Here is a 23,315-nt window from a genome sequence, read left to right as displayed (position 1 = left end):
GTCAAGGAATTGGTCAATCTTTTTCTGTCTTAGATAAATTTTGTCTGTGATTATAGATCCCAAAAAGAAGAAGGGCAGTTAGTGAGCAGACTGTTCCAATAACAAAACCATTAGGGATAAAGGAAAGTGTAATGGTACCTTTTCCCTTTGGAACATCAACCTTCATAAAACCAGTTTGAGCCTGCTTGATTTCAAGTTTTTTCCCATCCTGGTATGCAGACCAACCTTTGTCATAAGGGATAGTGAAAAAAATAGAGGTATCTTGTTTTACTTCATATGTAGCAAAGACTTTATTTTTAGAGGTGGATACTTCTACAGGTTGTTCTTTAATCTTTTGGATTGCCTCAGTTAGGGCCTGAGTATCTAAACGATAGAAGGCTGGAGATTCAAATGATACTTGTGAATTTCCAGGGAAACTAACATTGATATTGAAAGTTTTTTGTTCCTCAGTATAACCCAAATTAAAGAAGTTAAAGGTATTGTCAGTTGTAAAAGTCTTTTTTTCACTGTTGACAAGGATGTCAACCTTCTTTTGTTTATCGTTAGAAAAGTGAAGGTTTATGAAAGAGAGATAAACTTGGCTGTTTTCTGGAACTTCAATTTGATAATTAATCTTTGCATCTTCATTCGCAGAACCTGTGATGCTCGTTAAACCATCTGAAGTATCTGTTTTATCATATGCTATTTTGGAAAAGTAATCTAAGTTGAGATTAGCGAGCTGGTTTATAAATAAAGCTTGATTATCTAGAGTGTGATTGTTAAAGTTTACATCTGTGTAAATAGATTGTGTGGCAAAAGCAATGGGTAAAGAGAGTTGATTTTTATATAAGGTTAAATGATCCTTTTGATAAATCACTTGAAAACCATACTTATCAAGTGAAGTTTCAGAAATATTGTACTGGATTCCAAATAAACTGTCTGCTAAAAGACTATTATTTGCATAACGGAGATTGAGGTTGGTTCCAGAGGATTTGAATCCAAGTTTGTCCAAACTAGTGCTAGCTGAACGATTTCGTACAGACGAAAATTGAGAGATTCCATTGTAATTAAATTTCATACTGTCATTTCCTGTCTGAATTTGCAGTTTCTCAGTACGTGTAAATGGATTGTCAATTTGGTTTAGAATGGATTCCGTAGCGGTGATATCTCTATTATAGGCGCTACGAGAAGCAAAGGCCCATTCTTTAGCTATTCCTTCCATTTGAGATGATGCATTTAAGCTTATCTCAGCTGTTATAAATAAAGACAAAAGAATTGCAAATAGATTTACAGAGATAAATTTTCTAATGACTGCAAGAAGTAAAAGAGCATAAACCAGTAGAAATTCAAGAGTGAGTAGGATATTCAAATCTGTTAGAAAAGAATAGTGTGATTTAAAATAGACAGTAGCCAGAAATCCTGCTAGTAGAAGAAAAAGTGAGATAAATAGATTCCAGAGCTTCAGTTCTTTCAAGCGATTTAAGACTTCTGCTGCAGTATAAATTAACAGAGTAGAAAAAATCCAAGCATAGCGATGCAAAAACATATTCGGGGTATGCATCCCTTGCCAAAATAAATCAAGTGCTTCTATGTAAAAGCTTGTTATTAAAAAAGTAAAGAAAATTGCATAGGTAAGTTTCACGTGAAACTTAATAGATTTTATTGTGAAAAATAGAATGGCTAAAATAAAAGGAAGCAATCCAACAAAAATCATTGGTATAGATCCATACTTAGTTGTATCAAAAGATCCAATAAATTGTTTTGCGAAAATATCCAGATACCAGCTACTATCTGTTTTCAATTTTGTAATGGCAGTTAACTTCTCTCCATGAGTTTGTAAATCAAACAGTGTAGGAAGAGTCATAATCAAACTAGCCATTCCTGCTAAAAAGGAGGTAACAACAAAATCAAGAAAAGATGATTTTCGAGTTTTAAAGTCCCAAGAAATTTGGCAGAGATACCAGAAAATAAGAAATAATGCTGTCATATACCCAAAATAATAATTTTGAATAAATAAGATTGACAAACTTGTAAAGTATAGTAGGCGCTTCTTTTGTGTTATAAGTAGGTGTAAACCAGTTATAATTAAAGGAATCAAGATAAAAACATCTAGCCAGTTTTTTATCTCTAACTGGCTGACAGTGAAGCTCATTAAAGCATAGGAAGTAGATAAAGCCAGTTTTAAAAAATTTGGGATATCTTTAAATAATCTATTCAAACTAAAGAAGGTTGACAGACCAATCAATCCAAATTTTAAGAGAGTGGTCAGATAAACAGCATCTGGCATATTCGAAAAATCAAAAAAGTAAACCAGAGGTGAAAGAAAGCTACCCAAGTAATAACTAGATAGGGCATAGAAGTTTAGCCCTAGACCACTTGTAAAGGTGTAAAACAAACTGCCATTTCCATGTAAAATATTTCGTAAAGCTACATCAAAAATAACGTATTGATGGAAACCGTCTCCTAATAGTGGAGATGCATCGCTATTCCAGTAGATACCTTGAGTTAGGTATACTCCAGTCATAATTACTAAAGGAATGATGAAAGAAACAAAATAGGTCCAATATGTTTTAAAAAATGATTTCATGTTACCTCGTAGAATGATAGAAAACTCAGTTGGTTAATCCAACTGAGTTTTGAAGTCTTATTTAGTCTTTCCAAAGTTCTTTAACTTTTGCTTGTACTTCTGCATTTTCTAGGAATTCATCATATGTTTCATCGATACGATCGATGACGCCATTCTTAGACAAAACAATGATATGGTTTGCCAAAGTTTGAATGAACTCGTGATCATGACTAGCAAAGATGATTGATTCTTTAAAGTTTTTCAATCCATCGTTCAAGCTTGAGATAGATTCCAAGTCCAAGTGATTTGTTGGATCATCAAGTACAAGGACATTTGATTTCAAGAGCATGAGTTTTGAAAGCATGACACGTACTTTTTCTCCCCCTGACAAGACGTTTACAGGTTTGTTAACCTCATCACCAGAAAAGAGCATACGACCAAGGAAACCACGTAGGAAGGTATTGTCATCTTCTTCTTTACTTGCAAATTGACGCAACCAGTCAAGGATTGACTCTCCTCCTGCAAACTCAGCTGAGTTGTCTTTTGGCAAGTAGGAACGGCTAGTAGTAACTCCCCACTTGACAGTTCCTTCATAGTCGATGTCACCAATGATTGCACGAATTAATGCAGTCGTTTGGATGTCATTTTGTCCAATAAGAGCTGTCTTATCACCTGGACGCAAAATGAAACTAATATTGTCTAGGATAGTTTCGCCATCAATCTTTACAGTTAGATTTTCTACTGTCAAGAGATCATTACCAATTTCACGTTCTGCTTTAAAGTTGATAAATGGATATTTACGACTAGATGGCACAATCTCTTCTAATGCAATCTTGTCAAGCATTTTTTTACGAGATGTTGCTTGTCTTGACTTAGAAGCATTAGCAGAGAATCGAGCAACGAATTCTTGCAATTGCTTAATTTTTTCTTCTGCCTTAGCATTACGGTCTGCTAGCAACTTAGCAGCAAGCTCAGAAGATTCCTTCCAAAAGTCATAGTTTCCGACATAGAGTTTGATTTTTCCAAAGTCAAGGTCGGCCATGTGAGTACATACTTTGTTTAAGAAGTGGCGGTCGTGTGATACTACGATAACGGTGTTATCAAAGTCAACCAAGAAGTCTTCTAGCCAAGTAATAGACTGGATATCCAAACCGTTGGTTGGCTCGTCCAAGAGAAGAACATCTGGTTTACCAAAAAGTGCTTTAGCAAGGAGAACCTTCACTTTTTCACCATTGGCCAATTCGCTCATGTTTTGATAGTGCAATTCTTCTGGAATATTAAGATTTTGAAGTAGTTGAGACGCTTCACTCTCTGCCTCCCAACCTCCAAGTTCGGCAAATTCACCTTCGAGTTCGGCAGCACGCACACCATCCTCATCAGAGAAATCTTCCTTCATGTAGATAGCATCTTTTTCCTTCATGATGCTATAAAGTTTTTCATTTCCCATGATAACGACATCAATTGCACGTTCATCTTCATAGTCAAAATGATTTTGACGGAGAACAGAGAGACGTTCATCTGGACCAAGAGAGATGTGACCAGTTGTTGGCTCGATATCACCAGCTAAGATTTTTAAGAATGTTGACTTTCCTGCACCATTAGCACCAATTAATCCGTACGTATTTCCTTCTGTAAATTTGATATTGACATCATCAAAAAGTTTGCGATCACTAAAACGTAGTGAAACATCAGATACTGTAAGCAATGTTTTTCTCCTATATATGTAATATATTTATTCTACTAGAAAAGAGAGAAATATTCAAATTTTTCTTTGTCAATTTTATGTCAACTAATTTTACAGTTTTGTTTACAGCGTATTAGCTATTTGATTTAAATAATTTTCTGTTATTTTAACAAAAAAATGCTATAATTGAAGAGACTATTTCGAAGGAGAAAAAAATGACGAAACCCATTATTTTAACAGGAGATCGCCCAACAGGAAAACTGCATATTGGACATTATGTTGGGAGTCTTAAAAATAGAGTATTACTGCAGGAAGAAGACAAGTATGATATGTTTGTTTTTTTGGCGGACCAACAAGCATTGACAGATCACGCCAAAGTTCCTCAAACGATTGTAGAATCGATTGGGAATGTTGCTTTGGATTACCTAGCAGTTGGATTGGATCCAAGTAAATCAACTATCTTTATTCAAAGCCAGATTCCAGAATTGGCTGAACTATCTATGTACTATATGAATCTAGTTTCATTAGCTCGTTTGGAGCGCAATCCAACAGTGAAAACAGAGATTGCTCAGAAAGGGTTTGGAGAAAGTATTCCGACAGGATTTTTGGTTTATCCAATTGCGCAAGCAGCAGATATTACTGCCTTCAAGGGTAATTATGTTCCTGTAGGGATAGATCAGAAACCAATGATTGAACAAACTCGTGAGATTGTTCGTTCCTTTAATAATTCCTATAACTGTGATGTTTTGGTGGAACCAGAAGGGATATATCCAGAAAATGAGAGAGCAGGACGTTTGCCTGGTCTAGATGGAAATGCTAAAATGTCTAAATCCCTTAATAATGGTATTTATCTAGCAGATGATGCGGATACTTTACGTAAAAAAGTCATGAGTATGTATACAGATCCAGATCATATCCGCGTTGAGGATCCAGGTAAAATTGAAGGAAATATGGTTTTCCATTATCTAGATGTTTTTGGTCGTCCAGAAGATGCTCAAGAAATTGCTGATATGAAAGAACATTATCAACGAGGTGGTCTTGGTGATGTGAAGACCAAGCGTTATCTACTTGAAATATTAGAACGTGAACTTGGTCCTATTCGTGAGCGCCGTATCGAATTTGCTAAGGATATGGGTGAAGTGTACAATATGCTTCAAAAAGGGAGTGAAAAAGCTCGTGAGGTTGCAGGGCAAACTCTATCTGAAGTTAAGGGAGCAATGGGACTAAATTATTTTAATAATAGATAAAGTATGAATCGTAAAACTATCTCTTCCATAGAATAACAGGGATAGTTTTTTTATGTTTTCTGCTATAAATATAATTGACAAATTTCCATAGAATGGTATGATAGATACAATACAAAAAGAGTCAAGCTCAAAAAGAAAGAAAAGAGGAAACTTCAATGTCTAATTGGGACACTAAATTTTTGAAAAAAGGTTTTACCTTTGATGATGTATTGCTCATTCCAGCAGAAAGTCATGTGTTGCCTAATGATGCAGATTTAACAACAAAATTGGCAGATAATCTGACTTTAAATATCCCAATTATAACAGCCGCGATGGATACAGTCACAGAAAGTCAAATGGCTATTGCCATTGCTCGTGCAGGTGGTCTTGGAGTAATCCATAAAAATATGTCTATTGCGCAACAAGCAGATGAAGTTCGCAAGGTAAAACGTTCTGAAAATGGTGTCATTATTGATCCATTCTTTTTGACTCCAGAACACACTATTGCTGAAGCAGATGAACTGATGGGCCGTTACCGTATCAGTGGTGTCCCAGTAGTTGAAACACTTGAAAATCGTAAATTGGTTGGTATTTTAACAAACCGAGATCTTCGCTTTATTTCAGATTACAATCAACCAATCTCAAATCACATGACTAGTGAAAATCTTGTTACTGCTCCTGTTGGTACAGATCTTGCAACAGCTGAAAGCATTCTTCAAGAACACCGTATTGAAAAACTTCCTTTGGTTGATGAATTCGGTCGTCTTTCTGGTTTGATTACTATTAAAGATATTGAAAAAGTGATTGAATTTCCAAATGCGGCAAAAGATGAATTCGGTCGTCTTTTAGTTGCTGGTGCGGTGGGCGTCACTTCAGATACATTTGAACGTGCCGAAGCCCTTTTTGAAGCAGGTGCTGACGCAATTGTTATTGATACTGCACATGGTCACTCTGCTGGAGTTCTGCGTAAAATTGCTGAAATTCGTGCTCATTTCCCAGATCGTACTTTGATTGCAGGTAATATTGCAACTGCAGAAGGAGCGCGTGCTCTTTACGAAGCAGGTGTAGATGTTGTCAAAGTTGGAATTGGGCCCGGTTCTATCTGTACCACTCGTGTGATTGCAGGTGTTGGTGTACCACAAGTGACAGCAATCTATGATGCAGCAGCAGTTGCGCGTGAATATGGCAAAACAATCATCGCTGACGGTGGAATCAAGTATTCTGGAGATATTGTTAAAGCACTTGCTGCAGGTGGAAATGCTGTTATGCTTGGATCAATGTTTGCTGGAACAGACGAAGCGCCAGGTGAAACGGAAATCTTCCAAGGACGTAAGTTTAAGACTTACCGTGGTATGGGATCAATCGCTGCAATGAAGAAAGGTTCAAGTGACCGTTACTTCCAAGGTTCTGTTAATGAAGCAAACAAACTCGTTCCAGAAGGAATTGAAGGTCGTGTTGCCTATAAAGGAGCAGTAGCTGATATTGTCTTCCAAATGATTGGTGGTATTCGCTCTGGTATGGGTTACTGTGGTGCAGCTAACCTTAAAGAACTACATGATAATGCCCAATTTATTGAAATGTCTGGGGCTGGTCTAAAAGAAAGCCATCCTCATGATGTACAAATCACTAATGAAGCACCAAACTATTCTATGTAAACAAAAAAGAACTCATAATTTCAGGAGTTCTTTTTTGTTTACAACAATGTCAATTTAATTTATAGATATCTGACCGTTTTGGATATTGAATATACTAAGGTTTTCTGGCAAGTTTTGTAAGTGGTCTAAACTTGTTGTTGTAATAAAGGTTTGAATAGATTGAGAAATAGTTTCTAGTAATTTTAGTTGCCGTGTGTTATCAAGTTCGCTCATAACATCATCAAGCAGTAGTATCGGAGATTCGTTGGTAATACTTTCCATTAGCTCAATCTCTGCTAGTTTGATAGAAAGTACAAGACTACGATGTTGACCTTGGCTTCCAAAACTAGCATCCATACCATTGATATAGAAAGTAATGTCATCTCGATGGGGGCCAACTCCAGTATTCTTTCTAAATAAGTCTCTGGATCTGCTTTTCTCCAAAGCAATTTTAAAGGAACTTGTTAGCTGTTCTTCATCAGTGAAGTTGACAGATGATTGATAAGATATTGACGACTCTTCTAATTTGTTTGAAATTTCTAAGTGTTTTTTTTGACCAAATTTTTCTAAGTCCTTAATGAATTTTATTCGATGCTTTATAACGCGACAACCATACTCTACTAACTGATCATCTAAGACTGACAGAAATGTTTCATCAATCTTTTGGCTGGATTTTAGGTAAGTATTTCTTTGCTTGAGTATATGGTTATAGTTTGATAAGTCTGACAAGTAGATTGGTTTAATTTGTCCCAGTTCGATGTCTATAAACTTTCGACGGACAGAAGGTGCTCCCTTAATTAGCTGGAGATCTTCAGGTGCGAAGAGGACAACATTCATATGTCCGATGTAGTCTGATAGGCGAGCTTGTTTTAAGTGATTGACTTTAGTCACACGCCCTTTTGGCGTTAAATCAATTTCTAGAGGGATAGAGCTTGTTTTCTTCTGTAGCAAGCCAGAAAGATGGAGTTGCTCGTCATCAAAATGAATGAGATTTTTATCTGTACGAGTCCGATGACTACGTGTCAAGGCCAAGAAATAGATTGCTTCTAGAATATTGGTTTTTCCTTGTGCATTTTGACCTAGAAAGATATTTAATTTTGGATTGAAATCAATTTTTGCCTCTTTGTAATTTCGAAAGGTTTTAATTGTTAAATGTTGGAGCCACATGGTTATCTTCCTGGAAAACGTGGAACTTGCTTGGTTTTAGGTGATGAAGAAGTTTTTTGTTTTTCTTTCTTGACACCTTTATTCATCTCTTTGACAAGTTTAGCAATTCGCTCTTTCTCAATCTTATCTGCTCGATACTCTTCTTGCTCTTTTAAACTTGGTTTTGTCAAGGTGATGTCAATCTTTAAATCAGGAATGTCAATCGTATCTCCAATACGGATTTTTTTCCCACGTCTATTTTCTAATTCACCATTAAAGTAAACTTGATGATCTATTAAAAAGGATTTGATAGCACCACCGCTTTGTATAATTCCAAGTTCTTTTAGGAGGGCTTGGAGCGTAATAAATTCTTCAAATAATTTGTATTCCATAATTCACCTCAATCTTTGGTATTATACCATAATTTTCCTTGAAATAGCTGAAGGAAAGTTAGATAAAATGAAAACGGTTTTACTCTTTAAAGCTATAAAGAGAACAAGAAAAATTTTGATTTTTGTGGTATAATAGAACTCTATATGTAAGGAGGTAAGGTATGGAATTAGTGCCTGGAATTTCAGCACATTTTGTTCAATCCAAAAAGTTTAAAACAAATAAAATCACTATTCGTTTTACTACTCCCTTATCTCTTGAGACAATAGCAGGACGCATGTTAAGTGCAAGTATGTTGGAGACGGCAAATCAAGCTTACCCAACATCACAAGCATTTCGCAGATACTTGGCAAGTTTATATGGAACAGATATTTCTACAGGTGCTTATCGTAGGGGACAGGCACATATTCTTGATGTAACATTTACCTATGTGAGGGATGATTTTTTAAGTAAAAAGAATGTCTTGACTTCTCAAATTTTAGAATTGGTGAAACAGACTTTATTTGCCCCCTTAGTTCAAGATGGTGCTTTTGAGCTATCCCTATTTGAAATTGAAAAAAAACAATTATTGGCTAGTTTAGCTACTGATATGGATGATTCATTTTGTTTTGCTCATAAGGAGTTGGATAGCTTGTTCTTCCATGATGAGCGTCTTCAATTGAGATACAGTGATTTACGAAATAGCATTTCAAATGAGTCTCCAAAAAGTAGCTACACTTGCTTTCAAGATGCTCTGAAAAATGATCGAATTGATTTCTTTTTCTTAGGTGATTTTAATGAAGTAGAAATTACAGAATCGCTGAAATCATTGCCCTTCACAGCTAGAAAGAGCGATGTTACTATCCAGTACCATCAGTCTTATTCGAATGTTCTACAAGAAGGAATGGTTCAGAGAAATGTTGGGCAATCTATTTTGGAAATGGGCTATCATTCTCCTGTAAAATACGGCGATGATAAGCATTTACCCATGCTTGCTATGAATGGTCTGTTGGGTGAATTTACACATTCGAAACTCTTTACAAACGTTCGTGAAAATGCTGGAATTGCCTATACAGTATCTAGTCAATTGGATTTGTTTAGTGGTCTGTTAAGGATGTATGCGGGTATTGATAGAGAAAATCGAAATCAGGCTAGAAAAATGATGAATCATCAATTGCTAGATCTGAAAAAGGGTAACTTTACAGATTTTGAACTTGAACAAACCAAGGAGATGATTCGACGATCTTTATTGATGGCTCAAGATAATCAACAGACCCTGGTTGAAAGAGCCTATTTGAATGCTCTATTTGGAAAATCAAGCTTTGATATTGATCGATTGGTGGCAAAATTAGAGAGTGTTGATAAAGAAGCGGTATGTAAAGCTGCCAACAGTTTGAAGTTACAAGCGATTTACTTTATGGAAGGAGTAGAATGACAAAGGTTACTTTTGAAGAAAAACACTATCCTGCTGTAAAGGAAACAGTCTACAAAACACAATTGTCAAATGGATTGACAGTTTCTTTACTCCCTAAACAAGATTTCAATGAGGTTTATGGGATTGTAACGGTTCAATTTGGTTCTGTAGATGCAACTTATACAAGCTTGGAAAAAGGTTCACGTCATCATCCAGCAGGAATTGCACATTTTCTTGAACATAAATTGTTTGAAAGAGAAAACTCTGAGGATATGATGGCAGCTTTTACTCGATTAGGTGCGGACAGTAATGCCTTTACAAGCTTTACTAAGACCAGCTATCGTTTTTCAACAATTGACCATCTATTAGAGAATTTAGATTTGCTAGATGAGTTAGTCGGAGATGCTCATTTCACAGAAGAGTCTGTTTTAAGGGAACAAGATATTATCCAGCAAGAACGAGAGATGTACCAAGACGATCCAGACTCACGTTTGTTTTTTGCAACATTAGCCAATCTTTATCCTGATACTCCTTTAGCAACAGATATTGTTGGAAGTGAAAAATCAATTTCTGAGATTCAAGTTTCAAATTTAAAAGAAAACTTTACAGACTTTTATAAACCTGTCAACATGTCACTGTTTTTAGTTGGAAATATTGATGTGGAAGTTGTTGAGGAATACTTTTCGAAAAAGGACAAAAAGATTTTAGAACAGTTTACAGTTACAAAAGAGAAATTACCCTTGCAGCCTGTGAAGCAAACGGATAGCCTTCGGATGGAAGTTTCTTCACCCAAACTTGCTGTTGCGATTAGAGGTAATGGGCAAATAACAGAAGCTGAGTCTTATCGTTACAATATTTTATTGAGATTGCTATTTACGATGATGTTTGGTTGGACTTCTGACCGTTTTCAAAGGTTATATGAGACTGGGAAGTTAGATGCGTCATTGTCACTTGAGGTTGAAGTCAACAGTCGCTTTCATTTTGTGATATTGACGATGGATACCAAAGAGCCTGTTTCACTGTCGCATCAATTTCGTAAAGCGATTCGTCAGTTTAGTAGTGATACGGATATTACAGAGGAACATTTAGATCTTGTTAAGAGTGAGATGTTTGGGGAGCTTTTCAGTAGCATGAACTCCTTGGAATTTATTGCAACTCAATACGATCCGATGAATCGCGGAGAAACAATTTTTGATTTTCCGAAAATTTTACAGGAAATTACTTTGGAGGATATTCTAGAAGCTGGACATCGTTTGATTGATGATGGTGATCTAGTTGATTTTACCATCTTTCCAGCTTAAAAGATGACTAATACTAGAAAGAAGGAATGGTACGTATGAGAAAAAAAACAATTGGCGAGGTTCTACGTTTAGCTAGAATTAACCAGGGATTGAGTCTGGAAGAATTGCAGGAAAAAATTGAAATTCAGTTGAACTTTCTAGAAGCTATGGAGGCAGATGATTTTGATCAACTTCCTAGTACCTTCTATGCTCGTTCTTTTTTAAGAAAATATGCCTGGGCAGTAGAGTTGGATGAGAGAATTGTTTTGGACGCCTATGATTCAGGTAGTATGATCACTTATGAAGAGGTTGATGTTGATGAAGAAGGCTTGCCTGGTCGCAGACGATCAAACAAGAAAAAAACGTCTTATCTCCCCTTGTTTTATTTCGTTCTATTTGCTTTGTCAATTTTAATTTTTGTCACTTACTATGTTTGGAACTACATCCAAACTCAGCCAAGTCCTTCTTCTGCAAATTATAGTGTTGTTAGCTCAACTAGTTCCACAACCTCAACTAGTTCATCTTCTAGTAGTCAGACGGCTAGCTCATCTTCTACTACGGAATCAACTATTACAGTATCAGGCGAAGGAAACCGCATTGAAGCTCTCTATAAAACGAGTAAGGAAACAGCTACTGTTCAGCTGGCAGTTTCAGATACGACTATCTGGGTTAGTGTTTCGGGAAGTGAGTTGGAAGGTGGTGTGACACTATCCGCAGACAATAAGAATGCAAAAACAACAGTTTCAACGAAAGATTCTGTAACTATTACTTTGGGTGTGGTAAAGGGAGTTACTGTGACTGTGGACAATCAAATGATTGATACTTCGAAGCTGACAACTCAGACTGGAACTGTGACACTTACATTTACTACAGATTAAGGAAAAATCAATGAAAAAAGAACAAATTCCTAATGTATTAACTATTGGTAGAATTCTCTTTATACCTCTCTTTATTTTTATTTTGACTTTGGGTCATTCACAAGGAAGTCATTTGCTGGCAGCGATCATCTTTGCAGTTGCTAGTATAACGGATTATCTTGATGGCTACCTTGCTCGTAAATGGAATGTAGTCAGCAACTTTGGAAAGTTTGCAGATCCGATGGCTGATAAGCTGTTGGTTATGTCAGCTTTGATTATGTTGATTGAGTTAGGTATGGCTCCAGCTTGGGTTGTTACTATTATCATCTGTCGTGAACTTGCGGTGACAGGCTTGCGTTTGTTGCTTGTTGAGACGGGAGGGACAGTTCTAGCAGCAGCGATGCCAGGGAAAATCAAGACCTTTAGTCAGATGTTTGCCATTATCTTTTTGCTCTTACATTGGAATTTAATTGGTCAGCTGTTGCTTTATATCGCTTTGTTTTTCACTATCTACTCTGGTTATGATTATTTTAAGGGTAGCGCTCATGTATTCAAAGGGACATTTGGTTCGAAATGAAATCTATTATTGAAGTAAAAGATCTGTCTTTTCGTTACAAGGAAGACCAGGATTATTATGATGTTAATAATGTCTCGTTTCACGTGAAACGGGGAGAATGGCTTTCGATTGTAGGTCATAATGGGAGTGGAAAATCGACAACTATCCGTTTGATTGATGGCTTGCTTGAAGCAGAGTCTGGGGAAATCTGGATAGATGGGCAATTGCTGTCCTCTGAGAATGTTTGGGATTTGCGTCGACAAATTGGTATGGTTTTTCAAAATCCAGATAACCAATTTGTGGGGGCAACTGTTGAAGATGATGTCGCCTTTGGCTTAGAAAATCAGGGACTTCCTCGAGAAGAAATGAAGAAGAGAGTGTCTGAATCTTTGGAGTTGGTAGGGATGCTGGACTTTAAGAAGAGAGAACCAGCTCGTTTATCTGGTGGACAAAAACAACGGGTGGCTGTTGCAGGAGTTGTTGCCCTGAGGCCAGCTATTTTAATCCTGGACGAGGCTACAAGTATGTTGGATCCCGAGGGCCGCAGAGAACTGATTCAGACAGTTCAAGAGATTCGAAAAGATCACCAGATGACAGTCGTCTCCATTACACATGACTTAGAAGAAGTTGCGATGAGTGACCGTATTTTGGTCATGAAAAAAGGCCAAGTGGAGTCAACCAGCAGCCCAAGAGAGCTTTTTTCTCGGGATGATCTTGACCAGATAGGGTTAGATGAGCCTTTTACTAATCAATTGAGAGAATCTTTGAGAGATGCTGGCTATCAGTTGCCGGATATCTATTTGACAGAAGGAGAGCTAGAGGACAAGCTATGGGAATTACTCTAGAAAATGTGAGCTTTACCTATCAAGAGGGGACACCCCTATCTTCATCGGCCTTGACTGATGTTTCTTTGACGATTGAGGATGGTTCCTATACAGCTTTAGTCGGGCACACAGGTAGTGGGAAATCAACGATTTTACAGCTTTTAAATGGCTTACTGGTACCAAGTAGGGGTTCTGTTCAAGTTTTCGATACCGTCATTACCCCTACATCAACCAATAAAGAAATTCGCCAGATTCGAAAGCAGGTTGGCCTAGTGTTTCAATTTGCTGAAAATCAGATTTTTGAAGAAACTGTTTTGAAAGATGTTGCATTTGGACCGCAAAATTTTGGAGTTTCTGAGGAAGAGGCCAAGAAAATTGCGCATAAAAAGTTAGCCTTGGTAGGCATTGATGAGACACTTTTTGAGCGCAGTCCTTTTGAACTTTCGGGTGGCCAAATGAGACGTGTGGCTATAGCAGGTATGCTAGCCATGGAGCCAACTGTCTTGGTTTTGGATGAGCCGACAGCAGGGCTAGATCCTTTGGGTAGAAAAGAATTGATGACCTTGTTTAAAAAGCTCCACCTTTCTGGAATGACAATCGTTCTGGTAACACATTTGATGGATGATGTAGCTGCATACGCTGATCAGGTCTACGTTATAGAAAAGGGGCGTTTAGTCAAAAGTGGCAAACCGAGTGTTGTTTTCCAAGATGTAGCCTCTATGGAAAAAGTACAGTTAGGTGTGCCTAAAATCACTGCTTTTTGTAAACGTTTGACAGATAGGGGTGTAGCTTTTAAGAAACTGCCAATCAAGATAGAGGAGTTTAAGGAGTCACTAAATGGATAGTATGATTTTAGGACGTTATATACCGGGGAATTCCACTATTCATCGCTTGGATCCACGTAGTAAATTGCTTGCCATGATTCTGCTGGTTTTGATTGTATTTTGGGCCAATAATCCTCTCACCAATCTCATTCTGTTTGTAGCGACAGGTATATTTATCGCATTGTCGGGCGTTTCTCTCTCATTTTTCGTTCAGGGATTAAAATCCATGTTCTTCCTGATTGCTTTTACGACTCTTTTTCAGCTCTTTTTCATTTCAAGTGGAGATGTCCTATTTGAGTTTTCTTTTATAAGAATAACGGATTATGCTTTGCAACAAGCTGGAATCATTTTTTGTCGTTTTGTGTTGATTACTTTCTTTTCAACCTTGCTAACGTTAACGACCATGCCCTTGAGTCTGGCAGCTGCAGTTGAATCTCTTTTGGCGCCTCTGAAACGCGTGAAAGTTCCTGTTCATGAAATTGGTCTCATGTTATCAATGAGTTTGCGTTTTGTTCCAACCCTGATGGATGACACGACACGGATTATGAATGCTCAGAAGGCTCGTGGAGTTGACTTTGGCGAAGGCAGCATCGTTCAAAAAGTAAAGGCTATGATTCCGATTCTAATTCCTCTTTTTGCGACGAGCTTAAAGCGTGCAGATTCATTGGCAATAGCCATGGAAGCACGTGGCTATCAGGGAGGAAAGGGGAGAAGTCAGTATAGACAGTTGAGATGGAGTCAAAAGGATACACTGGTAATTTTTGTGATTTTGATTCTGGGATGTTTCTTGTTTTTCTTAAAATCTTAGCGGATTTGTAGGATTGATAAGAAGCTCACTGTAGCAGATTTTTAGTATAAAGGTAGGAATATGAGCCGTTTTAAAAAATCAAAATATCTAATCATCGTTTTTGTCACAGTTCTCGCAGTTTCTGTACTATTAGTGACAACTTATTCAAGTGCTATTGTGACGAAACTGGGAGATGGAATCTCTTTAGTGGATAGAATTGTCCAAACCCCCTTTCAGTGGTTTGACGATTTCAAATCGGATTTGGGACATTTGACGCAGACATACAATGAAAATGAGAGTCTAAAAAAACAGCTTTATCAACTAGAGGTGGAGTCTAATCAATCAGAAAGTTTAAAAAATGAAAATGAACAACTACGTCAGTTGCTGGATATGAAGTCAAAATTGCAGGCTCCAAAAACCATTGCAGCAGATGTGATTATGCGAGCTCCAGTATCTTGGAAACAAGAGTTAACAATTGATGCGGGAAGTTCAAAAGGAGCTTCTGAAAATATGTTGGCCATTGCAAACGGGGGTTTGATTGGTAGTGTTTCAAAGGTGGAGGATCATTCAACAACGGTCAACCTATTGACAAACACCGAAAATTCAGATAAAATTTCTGTTAAAATCCTGCATGGTTCTACTGAAATTTATGGGATTATCGTTGGTTATGATAAGGAGTCTGAACTACTTAAAATTAGCCAATTAAACAGTAACAGTGACATTAGCGCAGGAGACAAGGTGACTACAGGGGGGCTCGGAAGCTTTAATGTTAAGGACATTCCTGTTGGAGAAGTTGTTGCTACAACACACAGCAGTGATTATCTAACAAAGGAGGTAATAGTAAAGTTAAGTGCTGACACCAAAAATCTTCATGTGGTAGAGTTAGTGGGGAATTAGCAATGAGACTGTTAAAACAAATTGGTATTTTCTTTTTACTCCCTTTCCTCGTACTAATTGATGCACATATTGGACAATTAGCGGGATCCTTCTTCACTAACTTTCATTTAGCAAGTCATTTTCTGTTTTTATTTCTCTTGTTTGAGACAATTGAGGTTTCAGAATACCTCTATCTAGCTTATTGCTGTATAGTAGGTTTGGTGTACGATATCTATTTTTTCCACTTGATAGGAATTGCGACGCTTCTATTTATCTTGATAGGTGCTTCGCTCCATAGATTTAATAGTGTAATTTTGCTAAACCGTTGGACAAGAATGTTAACAATAGTTGTGATGAGTTTCCTATTTGATATGGGGAGCTATCTCCTTGCTCTTGCTATGGGATTGACGGTGGAATCGACGGCAGTTTTCATCGTCTATAGCCTTGTCCCATCAATGATTTTAAACTTTTTATGGATGCTTATTTTCCAATATATTTTTGAAAAATGCTATCTATAAGAAAGAAATAAAAATGTAACAAAGGCGTAATATTTATTATGTCTTTTTTTGGTATACTAGTAATGTCTTAAATAGAAGGAGTATCTACACAATATGAAGAAAAAAATCTTAGCGTCACTTTTATTAAGTACAGTATTAGTGTCTCAAGTGGCGGTGTTAACAACTGTTTACGCTGAAACAACTGATGAAAAAATTGCTGCTCAAGATAGTAAGATTAGTGACTTGACAGCTCAACAAAAAGAAGCTCAAAAACAGGTAGATGAAATCCAAACGCAAGTTACAGCCATTCAAACACAGCAAACAAACTTGCAAGCTGAAAATGAAACACTACAAGCGGAATCTAAAAAACTTGAAGGAGAAATTACAGAGCTTTCTAAGAACATTGTTGCTCGTAATGAATCTTTGGAAAAACAAGCACGTAGCGCACAAACAAACGGTGCTGCAACTAGTTACATCAATACAATTGTAAACTCAAAATCAATTACGGAAGCTATTTCACGTGTTGCAGCGATGAGCGAGATTGTATCAGCTAACAACAAAATGTTAGAGCAACAAAAAGCTGATAAAAAATCAATTTCAGAAAAACAAGTCGCAAATAATGAAGCTATCAATACAGTTATTGCGAACCAACAAACGCTTGCTGACGATGCACAAGCATTGATAACAAAACAGGCGGAGTTAAAAGTTGCTGAGTTGAATCTTGCTGCAGAAAAAGCTACTGCAGAAGGCGAGAAAGCTACTTTGTTGGAACAGAAAGCAGCAGCAGAGGCAGAAGCGAAAGCAGCAGCTGAAGCAGAGGCAGCTTATAAAGCACGTCAAACAAGTCAACAACAATCAGTGCTTGCTTCAGGAAACACAAGTTTCTCAGCTCAAGTGCAAGCAACGTCAGTATCTAACGACGAGGACTCAAGCTACACTCCGACTCCTACTAGACAACGTCCAACATACAGTACAAATGCTTCAAGTTATCCAACTGGTGAATGTACTTGGGGAGCTAAAACATTAGCACCTTGGGCTGGAGATTACTGGGGTAACGGAGCACAGTGGGCTACAAGTGCAGCTGCTGCAGGTTTCCGTACTGGTTCTCAACCACAAGTTGGTGCGATTGCATGTTGGAATGATGGCGGCTATGGACACGTAGCGGTTGTTACAGCAGTTGATTCAACTACTCGTATTCAAGTATCAGAATCAAACTATGGTGGGGATCGTACAATCAGTAACAAGCGTGGATGGTTCAACCCAACTACAACATCTGAAGGTTATGTTACTTACATCTATCCAAACTAATGAATGAAATGAAGAGGCTCAATTTGAGTCTCTTTTATTATTTGGCTAAATTCCCAAACTAAGTTCCGCTATGGTGGAAGTTAGAGTGAGACGTTTGAATGGGGTTGAAGGTTCGTTTTTAGAACCACTGTTGAAGTAATTTAGAAGATTGACAGCCGTCTTCTGCAGGTATTTTAGAAATACCAAGAAGCTTAGGAATCCCTTCTCCGTAAGTAAAGGCAAAGAGTTCATAGGCTGACTCTCCATTCAAAGCAGCGCGTTTGACACTGTTGACATGCGAACAGAGGAGATGGATGTCCTCTTGAATGAAGTTGTCAAAAGAAGTTCCTTTAGGTAGAATGTCGCGAATCAGCGTGTGAATGTTCTCAATTCTCCCTTTCTGGTCAGAGCGATTAGGGTCACAAAAGAAAAGTTTACTTTCTCCTCGAACATCCATTTCGATATCATCGCCCCTGGCAAACTCTCCACCATTATCGGTAAGAATGACGGGAAAGAGTTGGAAAAAGTCTTTGTTCGCTTGGTGAAGAGTGTTCTTAATATCATGAGGTGTTTGGTAACCGCAAGGGCAGTTTTATTCTCCAGCAGCCTAGCGAAGATAAAGTTACAGAAGGAAAGATTGAAGGTGACTAGGATTTTACCTCCCATTCTGCCCATAACCGTGTCCATTTCCAGCCATGAGTCTAGTTGATTCAGGGCTAAATAGATTTGAAAATCCTCAGAGGAACGGTTTTTTAGCTTCTTTAGGGATGGAAGGTAGCTTATTTTTCCGTCTTTCTTTAAATTTAACGGCTCTGGCTAGGTCAATAGGAGCGATAGATAGGTATCCTTTTCGGAGTCCCAGAAAGTCTGAGAATTGAGAGGAGTCCTTTCACGATCCTCGACAAGAGTTTGTTCGTATTGCTTTTGAACTTGTTTAGCAAGGTAGAAGATTTTTTTAAATCCGCAATTTTGTCTTCTTTTAGGGCAATCATTACAGACAGAGGGAGCCTTATCGAGTAAAGTGCAAGGAAGGTTATCACACGTAGACTCTCGGCCTTGTCTATTTCGTTTGACTTCTTTTGAAACAGTAGTTGGGTCTTTTAGAATGGATTGTCCAATAGCTTTGAAGGTTTCACCGCGCTCTAAGCCTAGTTGGATATCATTACAGTCTGAAAGGGTAAGGTGTTTCTGTTTGGTCAGAGTAGGCTTCATTTCTAACTCAAACGTCTCGCACTTAATTCCACCATACAAATCCGTTTTAGACGAATTTCCACTTCGGTCAGGAAAGTGGAAGTTACTTTGAGAAATTACCTCAATCATGAAAGAAGGGCTTGCATCTTTTAAAAGGTCGCTTTTTAAGGGTTTTTGTGATATAATAATGCGCAAGAGGTTTAGAATGAAAAAAAATAATTTAATCCCGTTTTCTGCGGTCTTACTAGGACTTGCAACTTTCGGAATCTTAACTTTGCTGATTATTTTTTCACATAATATTGCTGTAACAATTACTGTTTTATTTTTATTTGTACTTCTTTATCTGCTTTTATTTGTATGGCAAAAAAAACAGTATGAAAAGAGCGAAATTGAACAAATCCAATATGTAAATCACCAAGCTGAGAATAGCTTGAGTACTTTGCTTGATCAAATGCCGGTGGGAGTCCTGAAATTAGACTTATCAAGCGGAGAAGTGGAATGGTTTAATCCTTATGCTGAGCTAATTTTGACTACTGAAGAAGGCGAAATTGATGTTGAATTAATTCAAACCATTATCAAGGCTTCTGTTGGGAATCCAGGTTCGTATGCTACCTTGGGCGAAACACGGTATGCTGTTCATATGGACAAGGCTTCGGGTGTTCTGTATTTCTTTGATGTTTCTGGGGAATATAAAGCAACTGTCGAATTGGTAACTAGCCGTCCAGTCATTGGAGTCATCTCGGTAGATAACTATGATGATTTGGAGGATGCGACGTCTGACTCTGATATCAGCCATATCAATAGCTTTGTAGCTAATTTTGTTTCAGAATTTACTAGTAAGTATGCTATGTTTTCTCGCCGTGTGGGGATGGATCGTTTTTATTCATTCACAGATTACACAGTACTCGAGGAATTGATGAATGATAAATTCTCTGTTATTGATACTTTCCGAGAAGAATCAAAACAGAGGCAGCTACCCCTAACTTTAAGTATGGGATTTTCTTATGGTGATGGAAATCATGAAGAGATAGGGAAAATTGCCTTGCTCAACTTGAACTTAGCAGAAGTTCGCGGTGGTGACCAGGTGGTGGTCAAGGAAAATGATGAGACCAAGAATCCAGTCTACTTCGGTGGAGGAACTGCTGCGTCTATCAAACGTACTCGTACACGTACGAGAGCTATGATGATAGCCATTTCTGATAAGATTCGAAGTGTTGACCAGGTTTTTGTAGTCGGTCATAAAAATCTAGATATGGATGCCTTGGGCTCTGCTGTTGGTATACAGTTGTTTGCAGGTAATATTATTGAGGACAGTTATGCTGTCTATGATGAAGACAAAATGTCAGCAGATATCGAGCGTGCTATCCAGTTCTTAAAGAAGGAAGATGCTACGAAACTCTTATCTCTTACAGATGCGATGAAGCTAGTTACAAACCGTTCATTATTGATTCTGGTGGATCATTCTAAGACGGCTTTGACTTTGTCAAAAGATTTTTATGATTTGTTCACTCAAACTATTGTTATTGACCATCATAGACGTGATCAGGATTTCCCTGAGAATGCAGTCATCACCTATATCGAAAGTGGAGCAAGTAGTGCGAGTGAGCTGGTCACAGAATTGATTCAGTTCCAAAATTCTAAGAAAAATCGCTTGAGTCGTATGCAGGCTAGCGTACTGATGGCTGGAATGATGCTGGATACCAAGAACTTTACGTCTCGCGTAACGAGTCGGACCTTTGATGTGGCTAGCTACCTGAGAACACGGGGAAGTGACAGTATCGCAATCCAGGAGATTGCTGCGACAGATTTTGAAGAGTATCGTGAGGTAAATGAACTCATTTTACAAGGTCGTAAGTTAGGTTCAGATATCTTGATTGCCCAAGCTAAGGATTCAACCACTTATAACACCGTTGTTATCAGTAAGGCTGCCGATGCAATGCTGGCTATGTCCGGTATTGAGGCTAGTTTCGTTCTGGCAAAAAATACACAAGGATTTATCTCAATCTCGGCTCGAAGTCGTAGTAAAATCAATGTGCAACGCATTATGGAAGAGCTGGGTGGTGGAGGTCACTTTAATCTAGCAGCTGCGCAAATCGAGGATATGAGTTTGTCAGAAGCAGGAGAAAAGTTGACTCAACTAATCTTGGAAGAATTAAAGGAAAAGGAGAAAGAAGAATGAAAGTAATCTTTTTAGCAGATGTTAAAGGAAAAGGGAAGAAAGGCGAAATTAAGGAAGTACCAACTGGCTACGCTCAAAACTTCCTGATTAAAAAGAATTTGGTCAAGGAAGCAACTGCTCAAGCAGTGGGTGAGTTGCGTGGAAAACAAAAATCTGAAGAAAAGGCTCATGCTGAGATGATTGCTGAAGCAAAAGCCATCAAGGCTAAGCTTGAAGCAGAAGAAACGGTTGTAGAGTTTGTTGAAAGGGTTGGACCAGATGGCCGTACATTTGGCTCCATCACTAACAAGAAGATTGCAGAAGAATTACAAAAGCAGTTCGGTATTAAGATTGACAAACGCAATATTCAAGTGCAAGCACCAATTCGAGCAGTAGGTTTGATTGATGTACCAGTGAAGATCTATCAAGATGTTACAAGTGTCATCAATCTTCGTGTAAAAGAAGGTTAAGTTTACAACTTCTTGACAAGATTGTAAAAGGAAGGAAAGTCAGATGGCAGAAGTAGAGGAACTGCGAGTTCAACCTCAGGATATTTTGGCAGAACAATCTGTTCTGGGGGCTATTTTTATAGATGAGAGTAAGCTCGTTTTTGTCCGAGAATACATTGATTCTCGTGACTTCTTTAAGTATGCTCATCGGTTGATTTTCCAAGCGATGGTAGACTTGTCGGATCGTGGGGAAGCGATTGATGCGACGACGGTTCGGACGATTTTGGATAGCCAAGGGGATCTCCAAAATATTGGCGGTCTGTCCTATCTTGTTGAGATTGTCAACTCTGTACCAACTTCAGCTAATGCGGAGTATTATGCTAAAATTGTAGCCGAAAAGGCTATGCTACGTCGCTTGATTTCCAAGTTGACAGAGTCTGTCAACCAAGCCTATGAGGCTTCTAAGCCTGCAGATGAAATCATCGCTCAAGCTGAAAAGGGACTTATTGATGTTAGCGAAAATGCCAATCGTAGTGGGTTCAAGAATATCCGCGATATTTTAAATATCAACTTTGGGAACTTAGAAGTTCGGTCACAACAAACAACGGATATAACTGGTATTGCAACGGGCTATCGAGATTTGGACCATATGACGACAGGTCTCCACGAGGAGGAGCTAATTATCCTAGCGGCGCGACCAGCGGTTGGTAAGACAGCTTTTGCCTTGAATATTGCTCAGAACATTGGGACTAAGTTGGACAAGACGGTAGCGATCTTTTCACTGGAAATGGGTGCGGAAAGTCTAGTAGACCGTATGCTAGCGGCCGAAGGCTTGGTGGAGTCTCATTCTATCCGTACGGGTCAATTGACTGATGAGGAGTGGCAAAAGTATACTATTGCCCAAGGGAATCTAGCCAACGCGAGTATCTATATCGATGATACACCAGGGATTCGAATCACGGAAATTCGCTCTCGTTCACGCAAACTAGCTCAAGAAACGGGCAATCTAGGATTGATTTTGATAGACTACCTACAGCTTATCACAGGGACTGGTCGCGAGAACCGCCAACAAGAAGTTTCTGAAATTTCTCGTCAGCTGAAAATTCTAGCCAAGGAATTGAAAGTCCCAGTCATTGCTCTCAGTCAGTTATCTCGTGGAGTGGAACAGCGTCAGGATAAGAGACCAGTCTTGTCTGATATTCGTGAATCGGGTTCTATCGAGCAGGATGCGGATATCGTAGCTTTTCTATACCGTGACGACTACTATGATCGTGCGGGTGAAGAAGAGGAAGGAATTCCAAATAACAAGGTTGAGGTTATCATCGAGAAAAACCGTAGTGGAGCTCGTGGAACGGTGGAATTGATTTTCCAAAAAGAATACAATAAATTTTCAAGTATCTCAAAGAGGGAGGCATAAGATGTCAGATGCATTTACAGATGTAGCCAAGATGAAAAAAATCAAAGAAGAAATCAAGGCACATGAGGGACAAGTCGTTGAAATGACTTTGGAGAATGGTCGTAAGCGCCAAAAAAATAGATTGGGTAAGCTAATTGAGGTTTATCCATCCCTATTTATCGTTGAATTTGGGGATGTTGAAGGAGACAAACAAGCCAATGTCTATGTGGAATCCTTCACCTACTCAGATATCTTGACAGAAAAAAATTTAATTCACTACCTAGACCAAGAATCCTAAAATGAAGTGAGCTTTGC

At 38.2% G+C, this 23,315-nt stretch carries 20 protein-coding genes and 1 pseudogene; 16 read left to right on the top strand and 5 right to left on the bottom strand.

Annotated features, from left to right (window positions below):
- Nucleotides 1–13: 13 nt before the first annotated feature.
- Together OVN21_RS04950 and OVN21_RS04945 are read right to left on the bottom strand one after the other, a co-directional pair.
- The gene (locus OVN21_RS04950) at nucleotides 14–2,566 is read right to left on the bottom strand and encodes a YfhO family protein (protein ID WP_267247531.1); all 2,553 of its coding nucleotides are present in this window, start codon (nucleotides 2,564–2,566) and stop codon (nucleotides 14–16) included.
- 61 nt (nucleotides 2,567–2,627) lie between these two features.
- Nucleotides 2,628–4,250: an ATP-binding cassette domain-containing protein gene (locus tag OVN21_RS04945; RefSeq protein ID WP_267247530.1), complete on the bottom strand. Its 1,623-nt coding sequence runs from the start codon at nucleotides 4,248–4,250 to the stop codon at nucleotides 2,628–2,630.
- 194 nt (nucleotides 4,251–4,444) lie between these two features.
- Between OVN21_RS04945 and trpS the strand changes: the two genes are divergently transcribed.
- Both trpS and guaB read left to right on the top strand, forming a co-directional pair.
- Nucleotides 4,445–5,476 (top strand): tryptophan--tRNA ligase, encoded by a 1,032-nt coding sequence (trpS, locus tag OVN21_RS04940; RefSeq protein WP_267247529.1) that lies wholly within the window; start codon nucleotides 4,445–4,447, stop codon nucleotides 5,474–5,476.
- A gap of 155 nt (nucleotides 5,477–5,631) precedes the next feature.
- Entirely contained in the window at nucleotides 5,632–7,110 is a 1,479-nt protein-coding gene (gene guaB, locus OVN21_RS04935; RefSeq protein ID WP_267247528.1) for an IMP dehydrogenase, read from the top strand.
- Nucleotides 7,111–7,164: 54 nt separating this feature from the next.
- Here guaB and recF read toward each other — a convergent pair whose 3' ends face one another.
- On the bottom strand, nucleotides 7,165–8,256 hold the full coding sequence (gene recF / locus OVN21_RS04930; protein WP_267247527.1) for a DNA replication/repair protein RecF: 1,092 nt from the start codon (nucleotides 8,254–8,256) through the stop codon (nucleotides 7,165–7,167).
- A gap of 2 nt (nucleotides 8,257–8,258) precedes the next feature.
- Nucleotides 8,259–8,627 carry a S4 domain-containing protein YaaA gene (gene yaaA, locus OVN21_RS04925; protein WP_148842505.1) on the bottom strand — a complete coding sequence of 123 codons (369 nt, stop codon included), beginning with the start codon at nucleotides 8,625–8,627 and terminating at the stop codon, nucleotides 8,259–8,261.
- Nucleotides 8,628–8,788: 161 nt separating this feature from the next.
- Between yaaA and yfmF the strand changes: the two genes are divergently transcribed.
- The 10 genes from yfmF (at nucleotide 8,789) to pcsB (ending at nucleotide 17,827) form a co-directional block, all read left to right on the top strand.
- Nucleotides 8,789–10,039: an EF-P 5-aminopentanol modification-associated protein YfmF gene (yfmF, locus tag OVN21_RS04920; protein WP_267247526.1), complete on the top strand. Its 1,251-nt coding sequence runs from the start codon at nucleotides 8,789–8,791 to the stop codon at nucleotides 10,037–10,039.
- Complete coding sequence (gene yfmH / locus OVN21_RS04915) at nucleotides 10,036–11,319, top strand: EF-P 5-aminopentanol modification-associated protein YfmH (RefSeq protein ID WP_267247525.1); 1,284 nt, start codon at nucleotides 10,036–10,038, stop codon at nucleotides 11,317–11,319. The genes yfmF and yfmH overlap by 4 nt, the downstream gene beginning before the upstream one ends.
- 35 nt (nucleotides 11,320–11,354) lie before the next feature.
- Nucleotides 11,355–12,176: a cytoskeleton protein RodZ gene (rodZ, locus tag OVN21_RS04910; RefSeq protein WP_267247524.1), complete on the top strand. Its 822-nt coding sequence runs from the start codon at nucleotides 11,355–11,357 to the stop codon at nucleotides 12,174–12,176.
- A 10-nt stretch (nucleotides 12,177–12,186) separates the two neighbouring features.
- A complete protein-coding gene (gene pgsA, locus OVN21_RS04905) occupies nucleotides 12,187–12,732 on the top strand; it encodes a CDP-diacylglycerol--glycerol-3-phosphate 3-phosphatidyltransferase (RefSeq protein WP_267247523.1) in 546 nt (181 codons plus the stop codon).
- Nucleotides 12,729–13,556 carry an energy-coupling factor ABC transporter ATP-binding protein gene (locus tag OVN21_RS04900; protein WP_267247522.1) on the top strand — a complete coding sequence of 276 codons (828 nt, stop codon included), beginning with the start codon at nucleotides 12,729–12,731 and terminating at the stop codon, nucleotides 13,554–13,556. The genes pgsA and OVN21_RS04900 overlap by 4 nt, the downstream gene beginning before the upstream one ends.
- Nucleotides 13,541–14,380 (top strand): energy-coupling factor transporter ATPase, encoded by an 840-nt coding sequence (locus tag OVN21_RS04895; protein ID WP_267247521.1) that lies wholly within the window; start codon nucleotides 13,541–13,543, stop codon nucleotides 14,378–14,380. Before OVN21_RS04900 ends, OVN21_RS04895 begins: the two co-directional genes overlap by 16 nt.
- Nucleotides 14,373–15,167: an energy-coupling factor transporter transmembrane component T family protein gene (locus OVN21_RS04890; protein ID WP_267247520.1), complete on the top strand. Its 795-nt coding sequence runs from the start codon at nucleotides 14,373–14,375 to the stop codon at nucleotides 15,165–15,167. Before OVN21_RS04895 ends, OVN21_RS04890 begins: the two co-directional genes overlap by 8 nt.
- Nucleotides 15,168–15,227: 60 nt before the next feature.
- On the top strand, nucleotides 15,228–16,043 hold the full coding sequence (gene mreC, locus OVN21_RS04885) for a rod shape-determining protein MreC (RefSeq protein WP_267247519.1): 816 nt from the start codon (nucleotides 15,228–15,230) through the stop codon (nucleotides 16,041–16,043).
- A gap of 2 nt (nucleotides 16,044–16,045) precedes the next feature.
- Entirely contained in the window at nucleotides 16,046–16,540 is a 495-nt protein-coding gene (gene mreD / locus OVN21_RS04880) for a rod shape-determining protein MreD (RefSeq protein ID WP_267247518.1), read from the top strand.
- A gap of 93 nt (nucleotides 16,541–16,633) precedes the next feature.
- Nucleotides 16,634–17,827: a peptidoglycan hydrolase PcsB gene (gene pcsB, locus OVN21_RS04875; protein ID WP_267247517.1), complete on the top strand. Its 1,194-nt coding sequence runs from the start codon at nucleotides 16,634–16,636 to the stop codon at nucleotides 17,825–17,827.
- Between the two features lie 118 nt (nucleotides 17,828–17,945).
- Here pcsB and OVN21_RS04870 read toward each other — a convergent pair.
- Nucleotides 17,946–19,006, bottom strand: a pseudogene (locus OVN21_RS04870) (transposase).
- 196 nt (nucleotides 19,007–19,202) lie between these two features.
- Between OVN21_RS04870 and OVN21_RS04865 the strand changes: the two are divergent.
- Genes OVN21_RS04865 through OVN21_RS04850 form a run of 4 tightly spaced genes read left to right on the top strand, consistent with a single transcriptional unit; the run spans nucleotide 19,203 to nucleotide 23,298 of the window.
- Nucleotides 19,203–21,176, top strand: coding sequence for a DHH family phosphoesterase (locus OVN21_RS04865; RefSeq protein WP_267247516.1), 1,974 nt, complete (start codon nucleotides 19,203–19,205; stop codon nucleotides 21,174–21,176).
- A complete protein-coding gene (rplI, locus tag OVN21_RS04860; protein WP_267247515.1) occupies nucleotides 21,173–21,625 on the top strand; it encodes a 50S ribosomal protein L9 in 453 nt (150 codons plus the stop codon). The genes OVN21_RS04865 and rplI overlap by 4 nt, the downstream gene beginning before the upstream one ends.
- A gap of 43 nt (nucleotides 21,626–21,668) precedes the next feature.
- Nucleotides 21,669–23,021, top strand: a complete 1,353-nt coding sequence (gene dnaB, locus OVN21_RS04855) for a replicative DNA helicase (protein ID WP_000852476.1) — start codon at nucleotides 21,669–21,671, stop codon at nucleotides 23,019–23,021.
- Nucleotide 23,022: 1 nt separating this feature from the next.
- Nucleotides 23,023–23,298: a Veg family protein gene (locus OVN21_RS04850; protein ID WP_045617919.1), complete on the top strand. Its 276-nt coding sequence runs from the start codon at nucleotides 23,023–23,025 to the stop codon at nucleotides 23,296–23,298.
- Nucleotides 23,299–23,315: the final 17 nt, after the last annotated feature.

The organism is Streptococcus sp. Marseille-Q5986 (assembly GCF_946902915.1).
GTDB lineage: Bacteria > Bacillota > Bacilli > Lactobacillales > Streptococcaceae > Streptococcus.
The sequence above is the reverse complement of the archived record's forward strand: the minus strand, read 5'-3'. Positions and strand labels throughout refer to the sequence as shown.

Coding starts and splice junctions, on each gene's coding strand:
- OVN21_RS04950 (WP_267247531.1), bottom strand. CDS start 2,566: ATGAAATCATTTTTTAAAACATATTGGACCTATTTTGTTTCTTTCATC.
- trpS (WP_267247529.1), top strand. CDS start 4,445: ATGACGAAACCCATTATTTTAACAGGAGATCGCCCAACAGGAAAACTG.
- guaB (WP_267247528.1), top strand. CDS start 5,632: ATGTCTAATTGGGACACTAAATTTTTGAAAAAAGGTTTTACCTTTGAT.
- recF (WP_267247527.1), bottom strand. CDS start 8,256: ATGTGGCTCCAACATTTAACAATTAAAACCTTTCGAAATTACAAAGAG.
- yaaA (WP_148842505.1), bottom strand. CDS start 8,627: ATGGAATACAAATTATTTGAAGAATTTATTACGCTCCAAGCCCTCCTA.
- yfmF (WP_267247526.1), top strand. CDS start 8,789: ATGGAATTAGTGCCTGGAATTTCAGCACATTTTGTTCAATCCAAAAAG.
- yfmH (WP_267247525.1), top strand. CDS start 10,036: ATGACAAAGGTTACTTTTGAAGAAAAACACTATCCTGCTGTAAAGGAA.
- rodZ (WP_267247524.1), top strand. CDS start 11,355: ATGAGAAAAAAAACAATTGGCGAGGTTCTACGTTTAGCTAGAATTAAC.
- pgsA (WP_267247523.1), top strand. CDS start 12,187: ATGAAAAAAGAACAAATTCCTAATGTATTAACTATTGGTAGAATTCTC.
- OVN21_RS04900 (WP_267247522.1), top strand. CDS start 12,729: ATGAAATCTATTATTGAAGTAAAAGATCTGTCTTTTCGTTACAAGGAA.
- OVN21_RS04895 (WP_267247521.1), top strand. CDS start 13,541: ATGGGAATTACTCTAGAAAATGTGAGCTTTACCTATCAAGAGGGGACA.
- OVN21_RS04890 (WP_267247520.1), top strand. CDS start 14,373: ATGGATAGTATGATTTTAGGACGTTATATACCGGGGAATTCCACTATT.
- mreC (WP_267247519.1), top strand. CDS start 15,228: ATGAGCCGTTTTAAAAAATCAAAATATCTAATCATCGTTTTTGTCACA.
- mreD (WP_267247518.1), top strand. CDS start 16,046: ATGAGACTGTTAAAACAAATTGGTATTTTCTTTTTACTCCCTTTCCTC.
- pcsB (WP_267247517.1), top strand. CDS start 16,634: ATGAAGAAAAAAATCTTAGCGTCACTTTTATTAAGTACAGTATTAGTG.
- OVN21_RS04865 (WP_267247516.1), top strand. CDS start 19,203: ATGAAAAAAAATAATTTAATCCCGTTTTCTGCGGTCTTACTAGGACTT.
- rplI (WP_267247515.1), top strand. CDS start 21,173: ATGAAAGTAATCTTTTTAGCAGATGTTAAAGGAAAAGGGAAGAAAGGC.
- dnaB (WP_000852476.1), top strand. CDS start 21,669: ATGGCAGAAGTAGAGGAACTGCGAGTTCAACCTCAGGATATTTTGGCA.
- OVN21_RS04850 (WP_045617919.1), top strand. CDS start 23,023: ATGTCAGATGCATTTACAGATGTAGCCAAGATGAAAAAAATCAAAGAA.